Raw genomic sequence first — 18309 nt, forward strand, 5'->3', positions numbered from 1 at the left:
GAGCTCCTGTCCGTGTCTCCCTGTCGGGCTGACATCCAGAACATTACAGCCGGAACAACGAACCACCAAATCCCCCCGACGTGACCCCCACCACCCCTCGTTGCACCCCTTCCCACGGGGGTGGATCGTCGCCCGCAACTGCTCACCCTCGACAGCGCTCACCCTCGACAGCTCTGGTGCCGATGCCCCCGCTCGCCGGGCCCAGCGCGGGGCCGGCATGGACGAGCACTCGAAGAGTGCCGGTTGTACGGCGACAGCGCGCCCCGGTGCATTCCTGCTTCGTTCGAAGCGTCGCGGCCACGCAGGCCGATGCACCGTCTCGAGGACAGGCGGCGCACGACACACGGCGGCGGTTGCCTCGCACTGACGGCGAAGGGGCCCTGCGCACCACCCGTGTGGTGTGCAGGGCCCCTTCGGGCGTTGCGAGGACGATCAGGCGGTAGCGCCTGCCTCCTTGCGTGCAGCCTCGATGTCGTCCGACTTCGCGTAGACACGGGCGGCGTTGAACTCCGCATCGACCTGCGGGTCGTCCTGCTTGGTGACCAACGAGACCACCCAGGCGACGACGAGGCAGATGACGAAACCGGGAACGATCTCGTAGAGCGTGCTCGACAGCTCGGTGTGGCCCCAGATGAAGGCCGTCACGCCACCGCTGATCATTCCGGCGAGCGCACCCCAGCGGGTCAGGCCCTTCCAGTACAGCGCGAGGAGGATCAGCGGACCGAACGCGGCACCGAAGCCGGCCCAGGCGAACCCGACGAGGTCGAGCACGGAGGAGTCGGGGTCGAGAGCGAGCAGCGCGGCCACGACCGTCACGACGAGGACACCGATACGTCCGAGGACGACACCCTTCTTCGCCGTCGTCTTCTTGCCCACGATCATGTAGAGGTCCTCGACGAGGGCCGAGGCTGACACGATGAGCTGCGACGAGATCGTCGACATGATCGCGGCAAGCACGGCGGCGAGCACGAGGCCCGCGACCACAGGGTGGAAGAGGATCTGCGACAGCTCGAGGAAGACCGTCTCCGGGTCATCGAGGGTGGCGTTCGTCTGCTGGAAGTAGGCGATACCGACGAGCCCGGTCATCACAGCACCCGTGGCCGAGATGATCATCCAGGCGATACCGACACGGCGGCCGGTGGTCGCGTCGCTCGGCTTACGCATCGCCATGAAGCGGACGATGATGTGCGGCTGGCCGAAGTAGCCGAGGCCCCAGGCCAGCGACGAGACGATGCCCGCGACGGTCGCGCCCGCGGTCCAGGAGAGGGCGTCGCCCCCGTTGGTCACGTCGGCCTCGCGGATGCCGTCGACGACCGAGCCCCAGCCACCGATCTCGACGATCGCGACGATCGGCACGGCGATGAGTGCGGCGACCATCAAGATGCCCTGGGCGACGTCGGTCCACGTCGCGCCCAGGAAGCCACCGAACAGCGTGTAGGCGAGGGTCACGCCGATGACGACGGCGATGCCGACCCAGTAGTTCGAGTCGAACGAGCTCTCGAAGAACTTCCCGCCGGCCACCATGCCGGAGGACACGTAGAACGTGAAGAAGACGAGCACGATGATGCCCGCGGTGACGCGGAGCGAGCGCGAGGTGTCGCGCAGACGGTTCTCGAAGAAGCTCGGGATCGTGATCGAGTTGCGCGTGACCTCGGTGTACGCGCGCAGCCTTGGCGCCACGAACTTCCAGTTGAGCCAGGCACCGACGGTCAGGCCGACGGCGATCCAGGCCTCGATGAGACCCGACGCGTAGATCGCTCCGGGGAGTCCCAGCAGGAGCCAGCCCGACATGTCGGAGGCTCCGGCGCTGAGTGCGGCCTGCGCCGGCTTCAGGCGCCGCCCACCGAGCATGTAGTCGTCCATGTCGGAGGTGTTGCGGTAAGCGGTGTAGCCGATCGCAAGCATCGCGAGCAGATAGACCACGATGGCGATTGTCTGCCACGTTTGGTCGCTCATGGGGATGGAATCCTCTCCATTTGCTGGTTGAGGCACACCGACGGCGTGCCCAAAGCCCTAGACACTGCCAGTCCATCCCTGGGAAGAGTCAACCCCGAGGCCGCCACGGTCATGGAGTTGCCGCGCTCGGACGCTCTGCACGACGGGCGTTGGACGCCGACGTCGCAGGAGTGACGTGACCCCCCTCACGATCGTTGAAACGACGGGGCTGAGAGAGATCGAGCGTTGGCCCGTCAGGCGAACTTCTTTGCATCATCGACCATAACATGCTGTGTGACGGCGGTCACACTTTCACACACCGTCCACATCCTGAGCACAATCTGCTCAGCGTGCCGCTGGCGCCCACCGTCCGCGAACCATGTCGAACAGCCGTGGGACGATCCGTGCGCCGTCCGCACGGAGCCCGTCGTGCAGGTACTCGTTGGTCACCCAGAGACTCGAGCTCCCCGTCGCATCGAGCGTCTCCCGCGCGAGACCGAGGTCGACGTACGGGTCGTCGTCGTACTGCACCGCGGCCAGCGGGACCTCGTTCGACGCGAGCCGATCGACGTCGTACAAGAGGGGCCAGGACTTCCGCGAGGCCAGGGCCTCGGCCACTCCACGGAACGGGCGCAGGGCCCGGATCTCGTCGAACATCCACGGGTAGACCGTCTCACCGGTCAGTCGCAGGGGACGTACCGACGTCGAGAACTCCGGTGTCCGCAGGTACTCGTCGTGCGCGGCCCAGCCCGGCTCGCGCTCGCCCTGGTGGTAAATGACCTCCTGCAGCAGCATGTACAGCGGGTTGCTCACGTACCCGGTCCGTGCGCCGACCGCAGACAGGAACGCGGGGTCGAGGCCGCCGTCGGACGCGAACGGGGACTCGAGCAGCCAGTGCAGACCGTCGGCCCCGTCACTCATCCCGAGAGACTGTCCGAGCACCTGCAGCCGGTGCGGAGTGAGCACGTCGCCGTCGGGCAGGAGGACCTCCTGTGCGCCCAGGAGGTCGGCGATCGCTCCCAGGGTCGCGACGTCGTCGGGAAACTCCCGCTCGAAGGCGCGGTTCCGCTCGAGCTGGCGGGGGAAGGTCCGGGCGTAGACCGTCTCTGCGTCGGCACGGACGGACGGGATGCCACCGGTCGTCAGGCAGGCGTCGAGCGCCTCGGGGTACCGCGAGAGGTAGGACAGGGTGATGAAGCCGCCGTACGACTGACCGAGCGTCGTCCACCGCCGTCCGCCGTAGAGGGCATGGCGCAGCCGCTCCGCATCCTCGACGATCGCGTCGGCCCGGAAGCACGCGACGTACTCGGCCGCAGCGGCTGGGGTCGGGAACGAGTCGAGGAGCGCGCCGTCGATGCGGGACGACCGGCCGGTCCCCCGCTGGTCGAGGAGGACGACCCGGTGGGTCTCAAGGACCTTCGACCACCAGCCGCCGGCTGCCGTCGGGCGAGGCCCCTGGCCGCCAGGGCCGCCCTGAAGGAAGAGGAGCAGGGGTAGGTCATCGCCGTCACGTGCCGGATCGACGACCTCCCGCGCATAGACGGTGATCTCGCCGAACCTCGTCGGGTCGGTCCAGTCGACGGGGACGGAGATGTGGCGGTCGCGGAACAGCAGCCCGGGGATCGTGGAGGTCATCCATCTACCGTATGCCGACATCGCCTGACGGATCTGTTCGCGTCGGGACCGGGGTGAGGACGGCTGCGACCATCGTCTCGACCGCCCCCGCCATGTCCAGGTCCGGCTCCGAGAGGAAGTGGAGCTGCAGCCCGTCGGCGAGAGCGTGCAACCCCGTCGCGAGCGTGTCGGCGTCCAGGGACGGTTCGATGCGACCGTCGGCCTGCATCTGCCGGACCGCGCCGGCGAGGACTGCTCGGAAGAGTCCGCGCCGGCTGACGAAGTACTCGTGCGCGGCGTGCGCCGGGTCGGCAGCCTCCACCGCGAGCGCGGTGTAGAGGTGGACCAGACCCGGTACGTCGGCATTCGCACGCATGACCTCGACGAACGTGTCGAGGGCACCCTCGATCCCCCCGTCGACGAACGCCGTCAACGCACGCGTGCTGTCGGCGTCGTCCCGAGCTCGCAGGACCTCGACGAAGAGGTCCTCCTTGGAGTCGAAGTGGTGGAGCAGCCCCGTCTGGCTCAGCCCTACCTCGTCCGCGATCTCCTTGAGCGAGGCGCCACGGTACCCCTGGCGTGCGATCACGGCGAGCGCCGCCGTGAGCAGCCTCTCGCGTCTGGCGATCCCCTTGGCGTACGGCCCGCGTCGTGGCATGGAGCGATCGTAGGCCCGGACGGGCCCGAACTGAGTCTGGTGTCGCCGTCGGGAAAAGAGACCGATCGGCAGCGTTGAACGGGAGTTGGCGAAGACACGATGGAAAACGAGCCTTGCCCCGGCGGATCGAAGGAGCACGGTCAATGACACGCAACGAAGAGACCGCGCGTCGCGGGATCCCGTACTCGGTGCTGGCGAAGCCCGCGGGCGCGGCCTGCAACCTCGACTGCTCGTACTGCGTCTATCGCTCCACGTGCTGCCGTACGACGAGAAGCCCCAATGGATGTCCGCCGAGACGCTGAGCACCTACGTCCGTGCGCTGTTCGCCGCGCACCCCGACGGCGAGGTCACCGTCGCCTGGCAGGGACGCGAGCCCATGCTCCGTGGTCTGCCCTTCTTCCGCCGCGTCGTCGAGCTCTCCGAGCGGTACCGGCGCCCGGGCCAGCGCGGCGCGCACGTCATCCAGACCAACGGGACCCTGAACGACGACGAGTGGGCGACGTTCCTCCGGCGTCACCACTCCCTCCAGTTCATCCCGATCGTCGAGCGGGTGCCGGCAGGAATGGGGCCGACGGCGGAACGCAGCTGGCGTGACGACGACGGGCACCGCGTCCTCTATACCCAGGACGGAGACGGAGTCACGTCACGCACCGTCTCCCCCGCCGGCTGGGGGCGCTTTCTCAGCACCGTCTTCGACGAGTGGGTGCGCCACGACGTCGGCGAGATGTTCGTCCAGCACTTCGACGGAACCCTCGGGAACTACCTCGGCCGGCCCAGCCTGTGCGTGCACGTCCCGCAGTGCGGGCAGGCCGTCGCGGTCGAGCACAACGGCGACGTCTACGCGTGCGACCACTATGTCGAGCCGGACTACCGCCTCGGCAATATCACGGAGACGAGTTTCCCTGACCTGCTGGCACAGCCAGAGCAGGTCGAGTTCGGCCTCAGCAAGCTCACGAGCCTCCCCGAGCAGTGTCGCGAGTGCCCCGTGCGCTGGGCCTGCAACGGAGGATGCCCGAAGGACCGGTTCGTCCCGACCCCGGGCGGCGAGCCAGGGCTGAACTACCTCTGCGAGGGTTACCGGGCGTTCTTCGGCCACGCGCAGCCTGCGGTCTCCGCGATGGCCGAGCTCCTCCGGCGCGGCAGGCCGGCGACCGACGTCATGACGATGGTCCGTTGACCACCGCCGCGCTACTCGTCGTCGTGCCGTACCGGCTCGGGTGAGTGCCGCGGTGCCGTCACGATCGCGACGACCGCCGCCACCGAGACGACGAGCAGGGCGATCAGGCCAAGCACGAGGATCGCCACCAGAAGAGGGTGATCGGCCCCGAGCACCCCGACCTCGTGCGGGTCCCACGAGAATCTCTGCATGTGCCCCTCCTCGGACCGACGCGTCGACAGATCAGAACTCCAGTTAACCAGGTCCCGCGCACCGATGCCGAGAACGACGAAGGGCCCTGATCGGCGTCTTGCCGATCAGGGCCCTTCTGCTGTGCGCCCGGAGGGATTCGAACCCCCAACCTTCTGATCCGTAGTCAGATGCTCTATCCGTTGAGCTACGGGCGCGTACCGTGACTCCCCCATCGGGCGAGCCGTAGATGAGCCTAGCGCTTCCCCGGCCTGTTCCCAAACCGATGAGCCCTGGGGCCACCGTGATCCGCACCACGTCCCACCGTAAGGGCCGGACGACGTCGGATCAGCAGAAAAGGTCCCGACTTGTGCAGCCGAGACCTTCCTGAGCGGAGACGGAGGGATTTGAACCCTCGAACGGGTTGCCCCGTTACCACCTTAGCAGGGTGGCGCACTAGGCCGGACTATGCGACGTCTCCTCAGACACACACGAATGTACGTCCGCCGATAGGTTACCTGGCCGGGGGCGCATGGAGCAAAGCGCCGTCCCGAACCGCGCGATTCCGCCGTACTGCGGGGCTCGCCGGCGTGCTCCACAAACGGAACGAGCGGGCACCGAGTCTCGGTGCCCGCTCGTTCCGTCGGCGGAGGGCGAGGGATTCGAACCCCCGGTTGCTTGCACAACAACGGTTTTCAAGACCGTCACATTAGGCCGCTCTGTCAGCCCTCCCAGAACCAACGCCCTGCACGGTCGAGTCTACCGAGAGTGGGGCGAGGATCCGAACCTGAGAACCGGAGGCCCCTGGATCAGGCCCGTGCGTTGGCGCGGAGCTGACGCATCGCAAGCTGCACGAGCGCGATCAGCGTCTGCTTGGTCGCGGCACGCGAGCGGGCGTCCGTGTACAGCATCGGCACGTGCGCGGGGATCTGCAGAGCCTCACGCACGTCGTCGAGCTTGTGCTTGGCCACTCCGTCGAAGCAGTTCACACCGACGACGAACGGGATGTTGCGGGACTCGAAGTAGTCGATCGCGGGGAAGCACTGCTCGAGCCGCTCGGTGTCGACGAGGACGACTGCGCCGATCGCGCCGCGGACCAGGTCGTCCCACATGAACAGGAAGCGGTCCTGACCCGGGGTGCCGAACAGGTAGAGCCACAGCGAGCCCGGCAGCTCGATACGGCCGAAGTCCATGGCAACCGTGGTCGACGTCTTGCGCTCGGACTGACCACCGGCGTCGTCGACGCCGACGGAGTGCTCCGTCATCGCAGCCTCGGTGTTCAGCGGCTCGATGTCAGAGATCGACCCGATGAAGGTCGTCTTGCCGACGGCGAAGCCGCCCGCGACGACGATCTTGACGACCGTCGGGGCGGTCCGGGCCGGCGCGGCCGAGCCCTGGGCTGCCGGTGCTGCTCCAGCCTGCTGAGCAGGCTGACCGCTAGAGGGCGGAAATGCCATTGAGAACACTCTCCAGAACACTCAGGGACATACCCGAGCTCGCGCTGCCGTGACCGGTGTGCACGTTGACGGGGGTCGAGGTGTGGACGGTGACGTAACGCTCCTCCTGGAGGTCCGCCACGAGGATGCGGGTGACGCCGAGCGGCAGTCGGAGCAGCGCGGACAGCTCGGCCACGGACACGTAGGTGTGCGCGGCGTGCTGGAGGATGGCGCGCTTCTCCGGAGGCAGCCCCTGACTGCTGACCGCACCGGGAAGCACCTCCACCAGTGCCTCGAGCGGCAGGTCGGACGTCGCCGACCGTACTCGCCCTCCGGTGACCGCGTACGGCCGAACCGTTGACGCCTCATATGTATCAGCGCTGTGCATACCGCCTCCGAAAGATCCGTTCGTCATCGATCCGACCTCATGCCACTGGTGTACGCGTTGCCCCGTCGACGGGGAGGCTGCCGCGCATCTCGGAGATGAGCTGCGGCGTCAGCGTCGCCTCGGTCCGAGAGACGAGAAGCGCCATCTCGTAGCCGATCAGACCGATGTCGCAGCTGGACTCCGCCACGACGCCGAGAACCGAACCGTTCGACACGTTCATCAAGAAAAGGAAGCCATTGTCCATCTCGACAATCGCCTGGCGCACGTTCCCGCCATTGAGCTGGCGTGCTGCGCCACGGGTCAGGCTGGACATGCCGGAGACGATCGCCGCCAGCTGGTCACCGCTGGTGCGGTCCAGCTGGTCGGACATCGCCATCAGCAGACCGTCTGCCGACACCACCAGCGTGTGGCGGCTGCCGGGCACGGTCCGCACAAAGTTGTCCAACAACCAACCAAAGTTGGTGGCCTCGGTACTGAGCGCGTTCACTCTTCCTCCTCGTCAGGTCCCATCGGTCCGTGCGCGCCGTCAGCGCGCCGGAGCCGATGAGTGGGGCTCATCATTCAGGGTGACAGGGGCTCCTGTCGAGGGTGCCTCGTCGGTGACGGCCTGACGGCCGCGTGAGATTCCCGATTGGAAGGCAGAAAGTCGGGTCCGCATCTCTTCCGGATCGCGATCGATCGTTGCGGTCGGGCCGTCGTTCGCCGGCGGTGCCGAGGAGCGACGCCGGGGTGCGAGTCCATCACCGAACGACATGGAGGCCGGCTGGTACTGCTCCTCCGCGTCACGCTGGAACGGGTCGTCCTCGCCGCCCGACCGCAGCAGCGACGTCATCTCCTCGTAGAGAACCGCCGAGGCGAGCCACTCCGAACGCGCCTCGACCGAGTCGTGGGACTGTGCGGCGACAGGCTTGCCCGCTCCCGAGCTCTCTGTCGTGGCACGAGCACTCGGGCGCTGCGGCATCCCGGCGACCCGGGAAGGCTGCTGCGACTCGGCCGCAGGCTGCGTCGGCGCAACTCCGGACGACGTACGGCTCGGCGCGGAGAGCGGTGCCGCATCGTCGCTGACCTCGGGCGGGGTCCAGACAGCGTCGGCCTGGGGGGCCGGAGCCGGCTGGCTCGGTACGGGGTCCGGTGCGGGTGCCGGTGCCGGTGCCGACTGCGGCGCGGCGACCTGCGAGGGCTCCTGCGCCTGCTGCGCGGTGGCGGACGAACGAGTGCCGAACGGGTCGCTCGACGTCGACTGCTCCGTGAGGCGCGGTGTCGCGAGCGGCATCGATGCCAGTGCGGCAGCGGAGGGACCCGAAGACGGACGCTCGTCGTCGCGGTTCTTCTTTCCCCCGAAGCGCGACTTCTTGCGCTGGCTCTCGCGGAGCGAGCGGCGCGTCGGCAGATCCGCCATCAGGTCCTCGAAGGCAGGGAGCGTCTGGAACGCCTCGTCCTTCGGCTCGCTCCGAGACTCGGCCGGAGCAGGCTCGGGCTCGGGCTCCTCGTACCGGTACTCGACCGGGGCCGGAGCGGGCTCGGCAGGAGCCGACTCGGGCTCAGGCTCGACCGGTGCGGGCTCGGGCGTCCACTGGCGGGTGTCGCCGAACGGTCCGGGCTGAGCAGGTTCAGGCGCCGCGTCCGGCGCAGGCTCCGGGGTCCACGCCCGATCAGCCGCGGGTGCGGGTGCCGGCGATGCCGGCGCCTGGTCGTCTCCGCTCGCGACACGGTCCTCGAGAGCACCCATGCTGCGGAAGCTGGAGAACATCGCGGAACGCGAGTCGGCGTCGACGGAGATCTCCTCGACGGCGCCGTCGCCGGGCAGCAGCGCAGCCGGGTCGGCAGCGTTCGTGTCGAGCGCGACGGAGGGCTCCTCCGACCGCGTCCGGCTCGGCAGGGCTGCCGCGGCCGACTGGACCTCCGACGGAGGCATCCAGTTGTCGTCCGCCGACGTCGGCAGCTCGTCGGGGAGGGTCGGCTCCGCCATCGGGGGCAGGACGATCGATCCCGTGGTGGGGCGCGAGTCGTTCTGCGGCATCGCGGCACGACGACGAGGCATACCGGTGCCGGTGGTGCCGTCCGTCAGGGCCTCGAGGTCCACGGGAACGGCGACGGGTGCGTCGCCGACGGGCAGGGCACCCGTGGAGGGTCCACCGCCACGGACGGGCAGGCTCCCGGTGGCCGGAGCCACCGGCTGCTGGCCGGTGTCCGCCGCACCCACGAACGACCCGGCGGCGATCTGCGTCGAGGCGGACAACGGGTCGGTCGGCTCCGGGAGCGGCAGGTTCTGCTCCGCCACGAAGAGCGGCAGCGGCAGGCCGACGATGACGAGCGTCCCGTTGCCGTCCTGGACCGGGAGGAACTGGACGGTCGCCCCGAGGCGGTCCGCAAGGCGGCCGACCACGTAGAGCCCGAGGCGCTGTGCGCCGACGGCGTCCGAGGCCGAGCTGGAGCGCACACGACGCGAGGCCTCGGTCGTCTCCTCCTCGGTCATGCCGAGACCGTGGTCGCGGATCAGGATGCGGACGGCGCCGGCGTCACGCTCGATCGAGACCTCGACCGGGGTGTGCGGCTCCGAGAAGTTCGTCGCGTTCTCGAGGAGCTCGGCGAGCAGGTGGGCCGTGTTCAGCGCGTTGTGGCCGAGCATGACGGGGTCGACGTCGAGATTGAGCCGGATCCGGTCGTAGAGCTCGATCTCGGACGACGCCGTACGGATGACGTCCGAGGTCGGCATCGGCTGCCGCACGCGGCGACCGGAGTCGATGCCCGCGAGCACGAGGAGAGACTCCGCGTTGCGGCGCATTCGCGTCGCGAGGTGGTCGAGCCGGAAGAGGTTCGACAGCGCGTTGGGGTCTTCCTCGGAGCGCTCGAGGTCGTCGAGGAACGCGAGCTGACGGTTGAGGAGAACCTGGTCGCGGCGCGCGACGTTGACGAACATCTCGGCGATGGAGCCACGCAGTGCGGCCTGCTCCCGTGCCACCTGGATGGTCGTCGAGTTCACCTCGTTGAACGCCGTCGCGAGCTGGCCGACCTCGTCCCCGGACTCGACGGCGATCGGAGCGATGTCGATGCTCGGCCCCTGGCCGGGCACCGACACCTGCTCGACCATCGTCGGCAGCTGGTCACGGATGTCACCGGCCGCCTGGGTCAGGCGCTTCAGCGGTCGCGTGATGTACCGGGCGATGAGGGTCGCGATGAGGACAGAGAGGAAGAACGCGACGAGGGTCGCGGCGATCGTGATGCCGGCCGCGGTGTTCGCGCTCGTCTGGGTGTCGGTCGCGAGGTCGCCCGACGTGCTCCGCAGGTCGTCACGCAGCAAGGTCGACTGGTCGAGCTGGCTGCGCGACAACGAGAGCCAACGGCTCTTGTCACGGTCCGAGAGCGAGGACAGGGAGCGGTCACCCACGGACTGGCGGACATTGGCGTACGAGCCACGGGTGGCGGGCAGCGCCTCACCCCCGGGCAGGTCGGCGACCGCGGCCTCGGCCGTCTCGAGGACGGCGTCGCCGCCGTTCACGACCTGGGCGGCACGGTTCGCCTCGCGGTCCAGGTTGGTCTGGCCGCTCGCGGACTTGATGAGGAGCGACTGGACGATCGGCTCCTCGACGGTGATCTCAGCCATCCAGTCGTCGACGTCCGCGTACGCCTGCAGGTACTGCGCGAGGGCGCGGTCTTCCGACGTGAGCGCGACGGTGCGCTGCACGCCGACGGCGCGGTCGATCAGCTCGGAGTACTCGCTGGTTCGCGTGTACTCGGTCGCGCTGTCCGCGTCGATCCGCTCGCGCAGGTCCTCGAGCTGCTCACGGTCGGCGATCGTACGGTCGACGGCGGTCTGGACCTCGTCGTCGAGCGCGGAGAGGTTCAGGTCGCTGAACCTCGCGTCACGACTGTCGAGCACGTCGTCCGTCGACGCGCGGGCGCCGTCGACCAGACCGTAGAAGGCCTCGATCGCCTGCTCCGGCTCCGCGTTCTCGGCGCCATCGACCGTACGCCCGATCGCAACACGCACAGCTGGGCCGCCGGAGTCGTAGATCGACAGGGCCCGCTCGACGGCGAACGCCTTGCCGGCAGCATCCTGGACCGTCAGCGCGTCCACCAGCTCGTGCGTCTGCGCGGCCACCCGAGCGCTCGACAGCGACTGTGCCGAGATGATGGTCGCGGCGATGAACAGCACGAAGACCGGCACCGCAAGTGCCGCGAGAATCTTCCCGCGGACGCTCAATCTGCGGAGCATACGAACCTCTCTCGTCAGTGGCCGTTCCAGGGCTCTGAGGGTGACCCATGGCCCGTCGTGCCGGTGGATACTCCGGCGTGCGAACCAACTATCGGTGGTATTTGCGCGTTCACCTAATCCGCTCAGAACGCTGACACGACACACGCACGTGGTCGGCGTAGGGTCAAAACGTGCGAGCTGTGACAACTACCGCGCCGGGCGGCCCTGAGAACCTATCGCTCATCGAGACGGTTGAGAACCCCCCTTCTGCAGGTGAGGTGCAGATCAGAACGGTCGCTTCCGGTGTCAATCCTGCCGATTTGCTGCAGAGGGCGGGCCACTACCCACCGCCGCCCGGAGCCTCGGACCTACTCGGTCTGGAGCTTTCGGGAATCGTCCACGATGTGGGATCTGGTGTCACTGACGTGGCCGTCGGCAACCGTGTCTGCGCCCTCGTCGACGGTGGCGCGTACGCCGAGCTGGTGAACGCGCCCGCGGCCCAGGTGATCCGCGTTCCCGAGGACTTGGAACTCCGCGACGCGGCAGCGGTCCCCGAGGCGGCGTGCACCGCGTGGAGCAACCTCGTCGGCGTCGCCGGGCTCACCGCAGGGATGACGGTCCTGATCCACGGAGGCTCGGGCGGCGTCGGGTCCATGGCGGTGCAGATCGCGCATGCTCTCAACGCCTTCGTGATCTCGACGGCCGGGGGCCCGGAGCGCTGCGAGCAGGTCCGGGCGCTGGGTGCCGACGTCGTCGTCGACCACCGCTCCGAGAGCTTCGCCGATGCCGTGCTCGAGGTGACGGACGGCCGAGGCGTCGACGTCGTGCTCGACGTCGTCGGCGCCGCCTACCTGGCCGACAACGTCCGGGCCCTGGCCACGAACGGGCACCTCGTCGTCATCGGCATGCAGAAAGGACGGCGGGCGGAGCTCGATCTGGGCGTACTCCTGACAAAACGCGCAAGTATCACGGGAACGACCCTGCGATCACGGCCGGCGGCCGAGAAGGCGGCCATCGTCGACGGGGTCAGGAGGCACGTCCTCCCGCTGATCGCGGACGGGCGGATCAGACCGGTCGTCGACACGGTCTACCGGTTCTCCGAGGCTCGACAGGCTCACGAGAGACTGGCAGCGGGCGGCGTGTTCGGAAAGATCCTCCTCACGCCGTAGCCCCCGGTGCCGCAATCGTCAGGCCGGCGGCTCGGGCGTAGCGGCCACAGCCCGTCGTCCCCGCCCCTGCCGACCGGTCAGGGCGATGGCGCTCGAGACCAGCAGAAGTCCGAGCAGCTCGGGCCAGGTCGGGATCTGGCCGAGACCGATCGCCCCGACGACGGTCGCGGACGCCGGGAGCAGTGCCAGCAGGATCGAGAACGTGGCGGTGCTGACGCGCCGCAGCACCACCTGGTCCAGGGCGTACGGGATCACCGAGGACAGCACCCCGACCCCGACGACGGCGGCGAACAGCCCGGCGTCGTGCAGCACGGGTGCGGAGCCTGGCGCGAGGAACGGCGCGAAGACCAGCGCGCCGGCCGTCATCGCGACGGCGAGGGAGGTGACGCCCTCTCCGCGCACGGCGACCTTCCGGCCGAGGAGGATGTACCCGGCCCAGCAGGCCGCGGCGGTGAGCAGCGCCGTCAGACCGATGACCGCGTCGTCGCGCGGCACCGCCTCCAGCGTCACACCCGCCAGGAGCACGACGCCTGCCCCCGCGAGCAGGATCGCGACCCGGTCGCGCCACCCACGGCCCGTGATCGCGGCGACAGCCACCGGTCCGAGGAACTCGATGGCGACCCCGGTGCCGAGCGGCAGGTACTGGATCCCGATGTAGAACGCGACGTTCATCGCGGCGAGCGCGATGCCGAACACCGACGCCCACCCGAGGTCACGGGCCGTCCACTCGCGGCGCCACGGTCGCCGCCACAGAGTGAGGACGACCGCCGCCACGACGATCCGCAACCAGGCCACCTCGGGAGCCCCGAGGACGGCGAAGAGGCCGACGGCGATGGCCGCACCGGCGTACTGCGTCAGCCCGGAGGTGACGAAGATGGCGGGCGCGGGGACGGAGTCGAGCGCCCGTCCGGGTCGAAACTGCATCAGGCGAGCCTAGGCCCTCGACCCACCGGGGACGAGACGGCTCGGGTGCGGGGCGGCGACCCGCCCCGCACCGCGTCAGCCCTTGACCGAGCCGGCGAGCAGGCCGCGGACGAAGTACCGCTGCAGGCCGAGGAACACGGCCACCGGGACGATCATCGAGATGAACGCGCCCGCGGGCAGCAGGTGCCAGCTGGCGCCGCGAGAACCGGAGAGCTCGGCGAGCCGAACCGTCATCGGTGCCACGTCCTTGGCCGACCCGAAGGTCAGTGCCACGAGCAGGTCGTTCCACACCCACAAGAACTGGAAGATGCCGAACGCCGCGATCGCCGGGACCAGGAGCGGCATGAGCACGACGAAGAAGATCTTGACGTGCCCGGCGCCGTCGACGCGGGCCGCCTCGACGAGCTCGCGCGGGATGTCCTTCATGAAGTTGTGGAGCAGAAAGATCGCGAGCGGCAGCGCGAAGATCGTGTGCGAGAGCCAGATGGGCCAGAACGACCCGGCGATCCCCCAGTCGACGTACTGCGTCAGCAGCGGCACGAGGGTGACCTGGATGGGCACCACCTGGAGCGCGAAGACCGCGACGAACAGGAAGGTGCGGCCCTTGAAGTCGATCCACGCGAACGCGTAGGCCGCGAGCAGCGCGATCGTGATGGGCATGACGACGGCGGGCAGCGTGATCACGATCGAGTTGATGAAGTAGCTGGCGAACGACGTCGAACCGCTGAACAGGGCGTCGGAGTAGTTGTCGAGCGTGTAGTCCGTGCTGAAGAACGACGTCCACCAGCCGCTGGACCGGATCTCCGTCGGCGGCCGGAACGAGGTGACGAACAGGCCGAAGGTCGGGATGGTCCAGAGGACGGCGAGACAGATCGCGATGATCGACGCCGGCTTGGAGGTCAGCCGCCGGGCGGCCTTGTCGGAGCGGGTGCGACGGGGGGCCTTGGTGTCGTCGCCGCGACTCCCCTCGGGGGCGTCGATGTCGGGCGTCGTGGGGACTGCCTGGCTCATCGGATCTCCTCCGTCTTCCGCAGCTGACGCACGTTGTAGATGATGATCGGGACGACGAGGACAAAGAGGATCACGGCGAGTGCGCTGCCGAGGCCGGTGTCGCCCTGCCGGAGCGCCTGGGTGTAGAACTCGTTGGCGATCACCGACGTCTCGAACCGCCCGCCCGTCATGGTGCGCACGATGTCGAAGACCTTCAGCGTGCCGATCGCGATGGTCGTCAGGACGACGACGAGCGCGGGGCGGATGCTCGGCACGGTGATGTGGCGGAAGAGCTCGAGGCCGTTGACGCCGTCGAGCCGGGCCGCCTCCACGACGTCGTCCGGGATGGCGCGGATCGCGGCCGCCAGGATCGTCATCGCGAACCCGGCCTGGATCCAGATCATCACGACGATCAACCAGAACGTGTTCATCGGCGCGTCGAGCAGGAACTTCTGCGGCTCGAGGCCGAGCCACACGAGCGTCTGGTTCAGGAGGCCGATCTGCGGACGCGAGGCCGGCTTGTACTCGTACATGAACTTCCAGATGATCGAGGCACCGACCATCGAGATCGCCATGGGCATGAAGATCAGGGTCTTGGCGAACTTCTCGAACCGCGAGCGGTCCACGACGACGGCGTAGATCAGCCCCAGCAGCGTCGCGGCGATCGGCACGAGGATCACCCAGATCGCGGTGTTGCGCAGCACGATCTGGAACTCGTCCTGCGTGAACGCGGTGACGTAGTTGTCAAAGCCGACGAAGACGTCGCTCGTGCGGTTGTAGAACGAGTCACGGATGGTCTTGATCCCGGGGTACAGCAGACCGAAGGCGATCAGCAGCACCGCCGGGCCCGTGAAGGCGGTGACGACCACCCATCGCGGCGTGTTCTTGGGGCGGTCGACGAAGAAGAGGATCAGACCCATCACGACGACGAACAGCAGGATCGCGACGAGCATGACGCCGAGCTTCTGTCCGACCCCGTCGGCTTCCAGCAGCCAGTCCATGGAGCACTCCCTTGTGCGGGTCGGGGCCCGGCGTCGTACGACGCCGGGCCCCGACCGGGTTCAGGCGGATCAGGTCAGGAGGACGGCCAGGAGGCCTCGATCGCGTCGAGCACGTCCTCGTCGGACTTGTCGCTCGCGATCCACTCCGTCATCTCCGTCCAGAACGACCCTGCGCCGACCTGGCCGGGCATCATGTCCGAGCCGTCGAAGCGGAACTCGTACTCCTCGTCGGTGAGCAGCTCGACCGAGAGCTGGTCGATCGGCGACTGCAGCAGGCTGGTGTCCAGCCCGTTGTTGGCGCTGATCCAGCCCTGGGGCGTCGCCGTGGCCTTGTTGTTGGACCACTCGGGGCTCGCGAGGTACGCCTGGAAGGCCTGGACCTCGGGGCGGTCGTCGAAGGAGACGACGAACTCGCCGCCGCCGAGCAGCGGCTTCTTCTCGGCGTCGGACGGCGCCGGGAGGTAGAAGGCCCAGATGTCGCCGTCCTCGGCCACCTGCAGGTCAGGGTCGAGCGTGGACCAGTTGGCCTGGTAGAACGACGCCTGGCGGTGCATGTAGCAGAGCTGGTCGATGATCGGGTAACCGGCCTCGGTGAACTCGGTCGTCGCGATCGAGGTCACGTCGCCGAGACCGCCGTTGACGTACTCCTCGTTCTTGAGGACGGTGCCGACCTGGGCGAGAGCGTCCTGGACCTGCGGGTCGTTGAACGGGATCTCGTGGCTGACCCACTGGTCGTAGACGTCGGGCCCGGCCGTGCGGAGCATGACGTCCTCGAGCCAGTCGGTCGCCGGCCAGCCGGTCGCGTCGCCCGAGCCGATGCCCGCGCACCAGGGCTTGGTGTCCGGGTCGTCGGCGGTGTCCTCGACGATCTGGTCGGACAGCGCGATCATGTCCTCCCAGCTCTCGGGCACCTCGTACCCGGCGTCGGCAAACATCGAGGGCGAGTACCAGACGAACGACTTCACGTTGGCGCCGAGCGGGGTGCCGTACAGCTCCCCGTCGACCGTGCCGTAGTCGCGCCACGACTCGGAGTAGAACTCGTCGACGTTCTGCGAGGCCTGGTCACCGACGGGCGTCAGCGCGTCGGGGTAGTCCGCGACGAGCGTCCGGAGGAAGCCGGGCTGCGGGACGAAGGCGATGTCCGGCGCGCTGCCGGACTGGATCCGGACCGGCAGCTGAGCCTCGAACTCCTTGGAGCCCTCGTACTCGACGGTCGCGCCGGTGCACTCCTCGAACGGGTCGTAGGACTGCTCCTGCTGCTCGGCCTCGAGGTCGACGATGCTCGAGTAGACGGACACCGTGGTGCCCTCGAGGTCGCCGTAGACCTCGTAGTCGGCACAGTCGACGTCGGCCATCACGTCGGCGGTGTCGTCACTGCTGTCGTCGCTGCTCGAACACCCGGCGAGCACGAGCGCGAGCCCTGCCCCGCCTGCCGCGAGCACAGTCAGGCCGCGCTTCCCGCGGGCCGTCGTCGTTCTGGTCATCGAAGTTCCCTCCACATCGTCGTGGCGGCATCTCAGGCGAACCCTCAGATGCTCGGTGCAACCTCCGTCACACGTTCACACTACGTATGTAAGCGTTTGCACGAGCGACGTGCAACCGCTTTCGACGTGTTCTTCGCTAACGATTGAGTTACGCAGGACCTTCACCGGGACGGGGCGGCCCTGCCGACGTCCGGGCGACGAGCTCTGTCGGGTACGTGACGACCTCCGGTGCGCGCTGCCCCCCGAGCATGTCGAGCAGCAGCAGCGAGGCGTCCGCGCCCTGCTGGTAGGGGTCCTGCGCGATGGTCGTCAGCCCGACGAGCTCGCCGAGCTCGTGCCCGTCGATCCCGACGATCGACAGGTCTCCCGGCACGTCCCAGCCCTGGTCGCGGGCACCGAGCACGGCGCCCATCGCCATCTCGTCCGACGACGCGACGATCGCCGTGACGTCGGGCCGCCTCCGCACCAGCTCCTTCACGGACGAACGACCGCCCTCGACGTCGAAGTCCCCGTTGACCACGAGCGAGTCGTCGACCTCCAGCCCGGCGTCCGCGAGCGCCATGCGGTACCCCGCCTCCCGGCCGATGGGCGGGGACCAGGAGGAGACACGGTCGGGCACGCCGGTGATGTGCCCGACGACGCGGTGGCCGAGGTCGATCAGGTGCTGGGTGGCGAGCGCCCCCGTCTCGTCGTCGTCCAGGCGCACCGTGACGTGCCCCGCGGGCCCCGATCCGACGAAGACGAGCGGGTGGTCGAGCGCCGCGAGCGAGGCGACCTCGTCGTCGTCGAGGGGAAGCCCGACCACGAGGATCCCGTCCACGCGCCGGCGCAGCACCGCCGGGTCGACGCGGCGCCTCGGTGCCCCGCCCGCGACGTCGAACGTGTAGAGCAGGACGTCGTAGCCCAGGGACCGCAGCGTGCGCTCGACGCCGTCGATGACGTTGGCGAAGAACCAGCGGTTCACCCACGGGGTCAGCAGCCCGACGGTCCGTGTGCGCCCGCTCGCCAGCGACGAGGCCGACGGCGAGGCGACGTACCCGAGCCGCTCGGCCTCCCGCATCACCCGCTCGCGCGTGGCCGTCGAGACGTTCGGCAGACCCCTCAGCGCGCGCGAGACCGTCGCCGTCGATACGCCCGCGGCCTGTGCAACCTCTTCGATGCCCGTCACGA

General features: G+C 68.7%; 15 protein-coding genes and 3 tRNA genes. 2 read left to right on the plus strand and 16 right to left on the minus strand.

Translation table 11 applies throughout. The annotated features are described in order from the left end of the window. Window positions 1–432 precede the first annotated feature (432 nt). The 3 genes from putP to Q343_RS0113300 all read right to left on the minus strand — a co-directional run bounded on the left by putP (window position 433) and on the right by Q343_RS0113300 (window position 4207). Window positions 433–1956 carry a sodium/proline symporter PutP gene (gene putP, locus Q343_RS0113290; RefSeq protein ID WP_029254052.1) on the minus strand — a complete coding sequence of 508 codons (1524 nt, stop codon included), beginning with the start codon at window positions 1954–1956 and terminating at the stop codon, window positions 433–435. 324 nt (window positions 1957–2280) lie between these two features. Beyond that, window positions 2281–3570 (minus strand): alpha/beta fold hydrolase, encoded by a 1290-nt coding sequence (locus Q343_RS0113295; RefSeq protein WP_029254053.1) that lies wholly within the window; start codon window positions 3568–3570, stop codon window positions 2281–2283. A gap of 4 nt (window positions 3571–3574) precedes the next feature. Further along, window positions 3575–4207 (minus strand): TetR/AcrR family transcriptional regulator, encoded by a 633-nt coding sequence (locus Q343_RS0113300; RefSeq protein ID WP_052367251.1) that lies wholly within the window; start codon window positions 4205–4207, stop codon window positions 3575–3577. Window positions 4208–4490: 283 nt separating this feature from the next. Here Q343_RS0113300 and Q343_RS14250 point away from each other — a divergent pair, with 283 nt between their 5' ends. Beyond that, window positions 4491–5384 (plus strand): SPASM domain-containing protein, encoded by an 894-nt coding sequence (locus Q343_RS14250; RefSeq protein WP_211249016.1) that lies wholly within the window; start codon window positions 4491–4493, stop codon window positions 5382–5384. An 11-nt stretch (window positions 5385–5395) separates the two neighbouring features. Here Q343_RS14250 and Q343_RS0113310 read toward each other — a convergent pair whose 3' ends face one another. The 8 genes from Q343_RS0113310 to Q343_RS0113345 form a co-directional block, all read right to left on the minus strand. Further along, window positions 5396–5575 carry a hypothetical protein gene (locus tag Q343_RS0113310; protein ID WP_029254055.1) on the minus strand — a complete coding sequence of 60 codons (180 nt, stop codon included), beginning with the start codon at window positions 5573–5575 and terminating at the stop codon, window positions 5396–5398. 122 nt (window positions 5576–5697) lie between these two features. After that, window positions 5698–5770, minus strand: a tRNA-Arg gene (locus Q343_RS0113315). A 174-nt stretch (window positions 5771–5944) separates the two neighbouring features. Beyond that, window positions 5945–6033: transfer RNA gene (locus Q343_RS0113320), tRNA-Ser, on the minus strand. Window positions 6034–6199: 166 nt separating this feature from the next. After that, a tRNA-Ser gene (locus tag Q343_RS0113325) sits at window positions 6200–6284 on the minus strand. A 77-nt stretch (window positions 6285–6361) separates the two neighbouring features. Further along, window positions 6362–7009: a GTP-binding protein gene (locus Q343_RS0113330; protein WP_029254056.1), complete on the minus strand. Its 648-nt coding sequence runs from the start codon at window positions 7007–7009 to the stop codon at window positions 6362–6364. Further along, entirely contained in the window at window positions 6990–7376 is a 387-nt protein-coding gene (locus Q343_RS0113335) for a DUF742 domain-containing protein (protein ID WP_029254057.1), read from the minus strand. Before Q343_RS0113335 ends, Q343_RS0113330 begins: the two co-directional genes overlap by 20 nt. A 37-nt stretch (window positions 7377–7413) precedes the next feature. Further along, the gene (locus Q343_RS0113340) at window positions 7414–7863 is read right to left on the minus strand and encodes a roadblock/LC7 domain-containing protein (protein ID WP_029254058.1); all 450 of its coding nucleotides are present in this window, start codon (window positions 7861–7863) and stop codon (window positions 7414–7416) included. Window positions 7864–7902: 39 nt separating this feature from the next. Then, window positions 7903–11580, minus strand: coding sequence for an ATP-binding protein (locus Q343_RS0113345; protein WP_162175494.1), 3678 nt, complete (start codon window positions 11578–11580; stop codon window positions 7903–7905). A gap of 191 nt (window positions 11581–11771) precedes the next feature. Between Q343_RS0113345 and Q343_RS0113350 the strand changes: the two genes are divergently transcribed. Continuing rightward, window positions 11772–12740, plus strand: coding sequence for an NAD(P)H-quinone oxidoreductase (locus Q343_RS0113350; protein ID WP_345940126.1), 969 nt, complete (start codon window positions 11772–11774; stop codon window positions 12738–12740). 18 nt (window positions 12741–12758) lie between these two features. Here the strand turns inward: Q343_RS0113350 and Q343_RS0113355 are convergent, their stop codons facing one another. From Q343_RS0113355 to Q343_RS0113375, 5 genes are all read right to left on the minus strand, one after another. Continuing rightward, window positions 12759–13664 (minus strand): EamA family transporter, encoded by a 906-nt coding sequence (locus tag Q343_RS0113355; RefSeq protein ID WP_052367253.1) that lies wholly within the window; start codon window positions 13662–13664, stop codon window positions 12759–12761. Between the two features lie 75 nt (window positions 13665–13739). Continuing rightward, complete coding sequence (locus tag Q343_RS0113360; protein WP_029254062.1) at window positions 13740–14675, minus strand: carbohydrate ABC transporter permease; 936 nt, start codon at window positions 14673–14675, stop codon at window positions 13740–13742. Further along, on the minus strand, window positions 14672–15655 hold the full coding sequence (locus Q343_RS0113365) for a carbohydrate ABC transporter permease (RefSeq protein ID WP_029254063.1): 984 nt from the start codon (window positions 15653–15655) through the stop codon (window positions 14672–14674). Before Q343_RS0113365 ends, Q343_RS0113360 begins: the two co-directional genes overlap by 4 nt. A gap of 74 nt (window positions 15656–15729) precedes the next feature. Next, complete coding sequence (locus Q343_RS0113370; RefSeq protein ID WP_029254064.1) at window positions 15730–17139, minus strand: ABC transporter substrate-binding protein; 1410 nt, start codon at window positions 17137–17139, stop codon at window positions 15730–15732. Between the two features lie 148 nt (window positions 17140–17287). Continuing rightward, entirely contained in the window at window positions 17288–18307 is a 1020-nt protein-coding gene (locus tag Q343_RS0113375; protein ID WP_029254065.1) for a LacI family DNA-binding transcriptional regulator, read from the minus strand. Between the last annotated feature and the right edge of the window lie 2 nt (window positions 18308–18309).

The organism is Paraoerskovia marina DSM 21750, assembly GCF_000701465.1.
GTDB classification, from domain to species: domain Bacteria; phylum Actinomycetota; class Actinomycetes; order Actinomycetales; family Cellulomonadaceae; genus Paraoerskovia; species Paraoerskovia marina.